This window comes from Luteimonas changyuni (assembly GCF_039548395.1).
Lineage (GTDB): Bacteria > Pseudomonadota > Gammaproteobacteria > Xanthomonadales > Xanthomonadaceae > Luteimonas.
On the sequence record NZ_JBCLUZ010000017.1, the window covers coordinates 1 to 5,957 of the forward strand.

General features: G+C 68.4%; 3 protein-coding genes and 2 tRNA genes. All 5 read left to right on the forward strand.

The window, feature by feature from the left end:
* Positions 1–354: 354 nt before the first annotated feature.
* The 5 genes from lon (at position 355) to WCD84_RS08275 (ending at position 5,548) form a co-directional block, all read left to right on the forward strand.
* The gene (lon, locus tag WCD84_RS08255; RefSeq protein WP_343278605.1) at positions 355–2,778 is read left to right on the forward strand and encodes an endopeptidase La; all 2,424 of its coding nucleotides are present in this window, start codon (positions 355–357) and stop codon (positions 2,776–2,778) included.
* A gap of 161 nt (positions 2,779–2,939) precedes the next feature.
* A complete protein-coding gene (locus tag WCD84_RS08260) occupies positions 2,940–3,212 on the forward strand; it encodes an HU family DNA-binding protein (RefSeq protein ID WP_343255444.1) in 273 nt (90 codons plus the stop codon).
* 11 nt (positions 3,213–3,223) lie between these two features.
* Positions 3,224–3,298 (forward strand) — tRNA-Val (locus tag WCD84_RS08265).
* Positions 3,299–3,333: 35 nt separating this feature from the next.
* Positions 3,334–3,410 (forward strand) — tRNA-Asp (locus tag WCD84_RS08270).
* A gap of 155 nt (positions 3,411–3,565) precedes the next feature.
* A complete protein-coding gene (locus tag WCD84_RS08275) occupies positions 3,566–5,548 on the forward strand; it encodes a SurA N-terminal domain-containing protein (protein WP_343255443.1) in 1,983 nt (660 codons plus the stop codon).
* The last annotated feature ends 409 nt before the right edge of the window (positions 5,549–5,957 follow it).

Sequence of the window (5,957 nt, forward strand, 5' to 3'; positions counted from 1 at the left end):
CCCCCCCCCCCCCCCCCCCCCCCCCCCCCCCCCCCCCCCCCCCCCCCCCCCCCCCCCCCCCCCCCCCCCCCCCCCCCCCCCCCCCCCCCCCCCCCCCACGCCCGCACGTCCGCCCGTCTTGCGGCCGTGGTCGTTTCCACACAGCCGCGGATCGCGTCACGGCCGCTCCCGGAAGCGTCGCTTCGTCGCCGCCTGCGGCTCCCTGTCCGCCGCTGCCTGCTGGTCCATGAGCGGGTTCTGCGCCGTGCGCCAGGGCGTTCAGCGCGGACCGGCTCGCAGCGCTTGCATCCACTTCCGCCGGGCCCCATAACCAGAACCATGCGGCAGCCGGCCGCCCGTATTCCAGGAGTCCAGATGAGCACCCAGGCCACCACTTTTGACCTGCCGGTCCTGCCGCTGCGCGACGTGGTGGTGTTCCCGCACATGGTCATCCCGCTGTTCGTCGGCCGCGACAAGTCCATTCGCGCGCTTGACGTGGCAATGGAGGGCGACAAGCAGGTATTGCTGGTCGCGCAGAAGTCCGCCGAGACCGACGATCCGGGCGCCGACGACCTGCACCCGGTCGGTACGCTGGCGCAGGTGCTGCAGCTGTTGAAGCTTCCTGATGGCACGATCAAGGTGCTTGTCGAGGGTGTCCAGCGCGTTTCGGTCGCCGCAGTGCGCGAGGTCGACGGCGCGCTGGTCGGCACCGGCACCGCGATGGATCCGGTCGAGGACCGCGAACCGCGCGAGATCGAAGCCATCGCACGCTCGCTGATGGGACTGTTCGAGCAATACGTCAAGACCAACCGCAAGCTGCCGCCGGAGCTGCTGCAGACCCTGGCCGGCATCGACGAGCCTTCGCGCCTGGCCGACACCGTCGCCGCGCACCTGGGCGTGCGCTTGGGCGAGAAGCAGCGCCTGCTTGAAACCTTCGGCACCGCCGAGAGGCTCGAAATGCTGGTCGGCCTGGTCGACGGCGAGATCGACGTCCAGCAGATGGAGAAGCGCATCCGCGGCCGGGTGAAGGGCCAGATGGAGAAGTCGCAGCGCGAGTACTACCTCAACGAGCAGATGAAGGCGATCCAGAAAGAGCTGGGCGACATGGACGACGCGCCCAACGACCTGGAGGAGCTGGCGCGCAAGATCGCCGCCGCCGGCATGCCCAAGCCCGTGGAAACCAAGGCGAAGTCCGAGCTCAACAAGCTCAAGCAGATGTCGCCGATGGCGGCGGAAGCCGCGGTGGTGCGCAACTACCTGGAGTGGCTGCTCGGGGTGCCTTGGAAGAAGCGCAGCAAGGTGCGCAAGGACCTCAACGCGGCGCAGGAAGTGCTTGACGCGGACCATTACGGACTGGAGAAGGTCAAGGAACGCATCCTCGAGTACCTCGCGGTGCAGACCCGCGTGAAGCAGATGAAGGGAGCGATCCTGTGCCTGGTCGGTCCGCCGGGCGTGGGCAAGACCTCGCTTGGACAGTCGATCGCGAAGGCCACCAACCGCAAGTTCGTGCGCATGTCGCTGGGCGGCGTGCGCGACGAGGCCGAGATCCGCGGCCATCGCCGCACCTACGTCGGCTCGATGCCGGGACGCATCGTCCAGAACCTCAACAAGGCCGGCGTCAAGAACCCGCTCTTCATGCTCGACGAAATCGACAAGATGTCGATGGACTTCCGTGGCGATCCGTCCTCGGCGCTGCTGGAAGTGCTGGATCCCGAGCAGAACAATGCATTCAACGACCACTATCTCGAAGTCGACCTCGACCTGTCGGAAGTGATGTTCGTCGCGACCTCGAACTCGCTCAACATCCCCGGCCCGCTGCTGGACCGCATGGAGGTGATCCGCCTTCCCGGCTACACCGAGGAGGAGAAGATCCACATCGCCATGCGCTACCTGCTGCCCAAGCAGATCAAGGCCAACGGCCTGCGCGATGACGAGATCAGGATCGCAGAGGGCGCGGTGCAGGACATCGTGCGCTACTACACGCGCGAGTCCGGCGTGCGCAACCTGGAGCGCGAGATCGCCAAGATCTGCCGGAAGGTGGTGAAGGAGATCGCGCTTGCCGGGCCGCAGAAGAAGAAGCCGCGCGCGCTGAGCATCACTCCGAAGAACCTCGACAAGTACCTGGGCGTGCGCCGGCATGACTTCGGCCGCGCCGAGCAGGACAACGAAATCGGCCTGGTCACCGGCCTCGCCTGGACCGAGGTCGGCGGCGACCTGCTGCAGATCGAGTCCACCCTGGTCCCGGGCAAGGGTGGCCAGCTCACGCTGACCGGCCAGCTGGGCGACGTGATGAAGGAGTCGGCTTCGGCGGCGCTGTCGGTGGTGCGCGCGCGCGCCGAGCGATTCGGCCTCGAGCCCGACTTCCTGCAAAAGCGTGACATCCACGTGCACGTGCCCGATGGCGCCACGCCCAAGGACGGCCCGAGCGCGGGCATCGCGATGGCGACCTCGCTGGTGTCGACGCTGACCCGGATCCCGGTGCGCGCCGACGTGGCGATGACCGGCGAGATCACGCTGCGCGGCAAGGTCACCGCCATCGGCGGACTGAAGGAGAAGCTGCTGGCGGCGCTGCGCGGCGGCATCACCACGGTGATCATCCCGGAAGAGAACCGCAAGGATCTCGCCGACATCCCGAAGAACGTCACCCAGGGCATGAAGATCGTGCCGGTGAAGTGGATCGACGAGGTGCTCGACCTTGCGCTGGAACGGCCGCTGCCCGCGTTGCCGTCCCCCGCGCCGGTCGGACCGGTGGCGCGCGCGCCGCGCAAAACGTCGCCCAGGGCTGATGTCAAGCACTGAGCAGGCCGTCTTTTTGTTGCGCGGCACAAGGCGCACTGGTATAAATTCCCGCTCGCTGCGCGACTTGTAGCCGCCAGCGATTCCGGAGCCGCGGCGGCCAGGCCGCCCGCAGGCCCGTCACCAATTCGAGCGACCCTTGGTCGCGCAGGAGCACCGAATACATGAACAAGAACGATCTGGTCCAGGCCGTTGCCGACGAGGCCAACCTGTCCAAGGCCGATGCCGCGCGTGCTGTCGACGCCGTGCTGTCCTCGGTGGGCGAGGCCCTGAAGCAGGGTGACACCGTTGCCCTGATCGGCTTTGGCACCTTCCAGGTCAAGGATCGCGCTGCCCGCACCGGCCGCAATCCGCGCACCGGCGAAGAGATCGCGATCGCCGCGTCGAAAAATCCGGTCTTCAAGGCTGGCAAGGCGCTGAAGGATGCTGTAAACTAAGCGGCCCGCTTGGGTGCTTAGCTCAGCGGTAGAGCGTCTCCTTTACACGGAGAGGGTCGGGGGTTCGATCCCCTCAGCACCCACCAGTCAGGGCTGACGTTCGCAAGAGGTTCGACAACGCGGAGTGGTAGTTCAGTTGGTTAGAATGCTGGCCTGTCACGCCGGAGGTCGCGGGTTCGAGTCCCGTCCACTCCGCCAGTCACACCAGGAAGGCGCCCGCAAGGGCGCCTTTCTTTTTTCCTGCAACGCCGGACCTGGCGTTGCCCGCGTTTCAAGGTCGCCCGGCCGGGCGGAGCCGCTGCGGCAAGCCATGCGCTAAACTGCGCGGCTACGTCCAACGCGCGACCCCCGACATGCTGCAAGCACTTCGAGAAAAAACCTCCGGCTGGATCGCCCTCGTGATCGTGATGCTGCTGGCAATCCCGTTCGCGTTCTTCGGCATGGAGCAGTACCTGTTCCAGAACTCCGCGAACTACGCGGCGAAGGTCGAGGCGCCGCCGTCCTGGTGGCGTTCGGCGCCGGATATCTGGCCCGTGCGCAAGGCGTTCTGGGTGTCGCGCGAGGTGTCCCCGGACGAGTTCCGCAACGAGTTCGAGGCTGCCCGCCAGCAGGCGCGCGCCACCGAGGGCGAAGCCTACGATGCGCGCGCGTTCGAGCAGATGGACAACAAGCTGCGCGTGCTCGACCAGCTGGTCGACCGCGCCGTGCTGGCGCTGACGGCGCAGAAGGCAGGGGTCGCGGTCGGCAACGCCCGCGTCGCCGAAGTCGTGTCGACGATGCCCGAGTTCCAGGTGGAAGGCCGCTTCGATCCACAGCGCTACCAGATGCTGCTGCAGTCGCGCGTCCCCGCGCAGACGCCGCGCCAGCACCAGGAAGAGATCCGGGAGCGCCTGCAGATGGTGCTGCTGCCTGCTGGAGTTGCCAGCACGGCCTTCGTGAGTCCGGGGCAGGTCGACCGTACGATGCAGCTGCTCGGCCAGCAGCGCGATGTCGCCATGGCGGTGATTCCCGCGCCTGCGCCGGACACCGGTGCGATCGCCGCCACCGACATCCAGGCCTGGTATGACGGCCACCGCGGCGACCACCGTGCGCCGGAACAGGTGTCGATCGAATACGTCGAGATCACCGCCGACACCGTGCCGGAACCCGAGCCGGCTGACGAGGCCACGCTGCGCTCGCGCTACGAACTTGAAAAGAGCCGCTTCGTCGAGCCCGAACAGCGCCTTGTATCGCACATCCTGGTGCGCGTGCCCGAGGGCGCCGACGCTGCGGCGCGCGAAGCCGCCCGGGCGGAGGCGAACGAGCTCGCTGCCAAGGCACGGGCGGAAGGCGCCGACTTCGCCGCCATTGCGCGCGCGGAATCCGATGACGAGGGCTCGAAGGGCGCAGGCGGCGACCTCGGCTGGCTCGAGCGCGGGATCATGGGCGAGAGTTTCGACAATGCCGTGCATGCGGCCGCGCCCGGCGTCGCCACCGAGCCGGTGCTGACCGACTTCGGCTGGCACGTGCTGCTGGTGCGCGAGGTGCGTGAAGGCAAGGAAGTCCCCTTCGAGGTCGCGCGTGTCGAACTCGCCGCGGCGCAGGCCATCTCCGACCGGGAGCGTGCGTTCAACGACCTGATCGGCCGCCTGGTGGACCAGATCTATCGCAACCCGAGCTCGCTGGCCCCCGCCGCGCGCGAGGCCGGCCTGCCGGTGCTGAAGACCGGGCCGTTCGTCCGCGGTGGCGGCGAAGGCATCGCCGCCGACCCGGCCGTGCAGCGCGCCGCATTCTCCGATGCCCTGGTCCAGGACGGCACCGTCAGTGATCCGATCGAACTCGGCAGCAACCACAGCGTGCTGATCCGGGTGACCGGGCACGAGCCCGAGCGCGAGCGTGCGCTGGCCGAGGTGCGGGACGAGGTGGTGACGGCCATCCGCGCCGATCGCGCGCGCCTGGCCGTGCTCGCCGAGGCGGATGCCGCAGTGGCCGAGGTGACGGCAGGCAAGGCGCTGGCCGACGTCGCCGACGCCAAGGGCTGGCAGCATCTGGCGCTGCCGGACATGCGTCGCGGCATGCCGATGCCGTCGGCCGAGGCCAACAAGGCCATCTTTGCCGCTCCGCAGCCGGTCGAAGGCGGAGTGTCCGCCGGGCGCGTACTGCAGGACGACGGCAGCATCGTGGTGTATGCGGTCAACAAGGTCGTGCCCGGCGATACCGCGTCAGCCGCCAATGCAGAGGAGCGCGGGATGATCGCGACCCAGCTCACGCGCATGGCGGGCGATGAAGACGCCATGTCGCTGCTGCGAGCCCTGCGCGAAGGGGTGCGGGTGACCACGGTCGAGGCGCGCCTCTAGGCCCACGAAAAAGGTTCTTCTCCCAACCAGGGCTCGCACGCCGCCCGGGGCCAATCCCGTGGAACGACGCCTCCCCAGCCTGTGGGAGCGGCGCCTCCCGAGGCTGTGGGAGCGGCTACAGCCGCGATCGACGGCAGCGCGGGACCAATTTGTTGCGTCTGGAGCAGCTCCGTCTTGATTCTGGCTGCCCGTCGCGCGCATTCCTCCGTTTTAGTCCGCGCTGCCCGTCCCGCGCACAGGGGGTGTGCTGCGCCGGCCGTCTCCGCGTCCTGCTCCCAGCGGCCGGGCGCCGGCCATCCATGGCCGGCTCTCCGCACACCCCCTGTGCACGGGACGGGCCGTGGCGTTTTTCTGCTTCGGGACGGAGATCAAGAGCGGGCGCTCTTGTCCGTGCTCGTGGGTGTAGCCG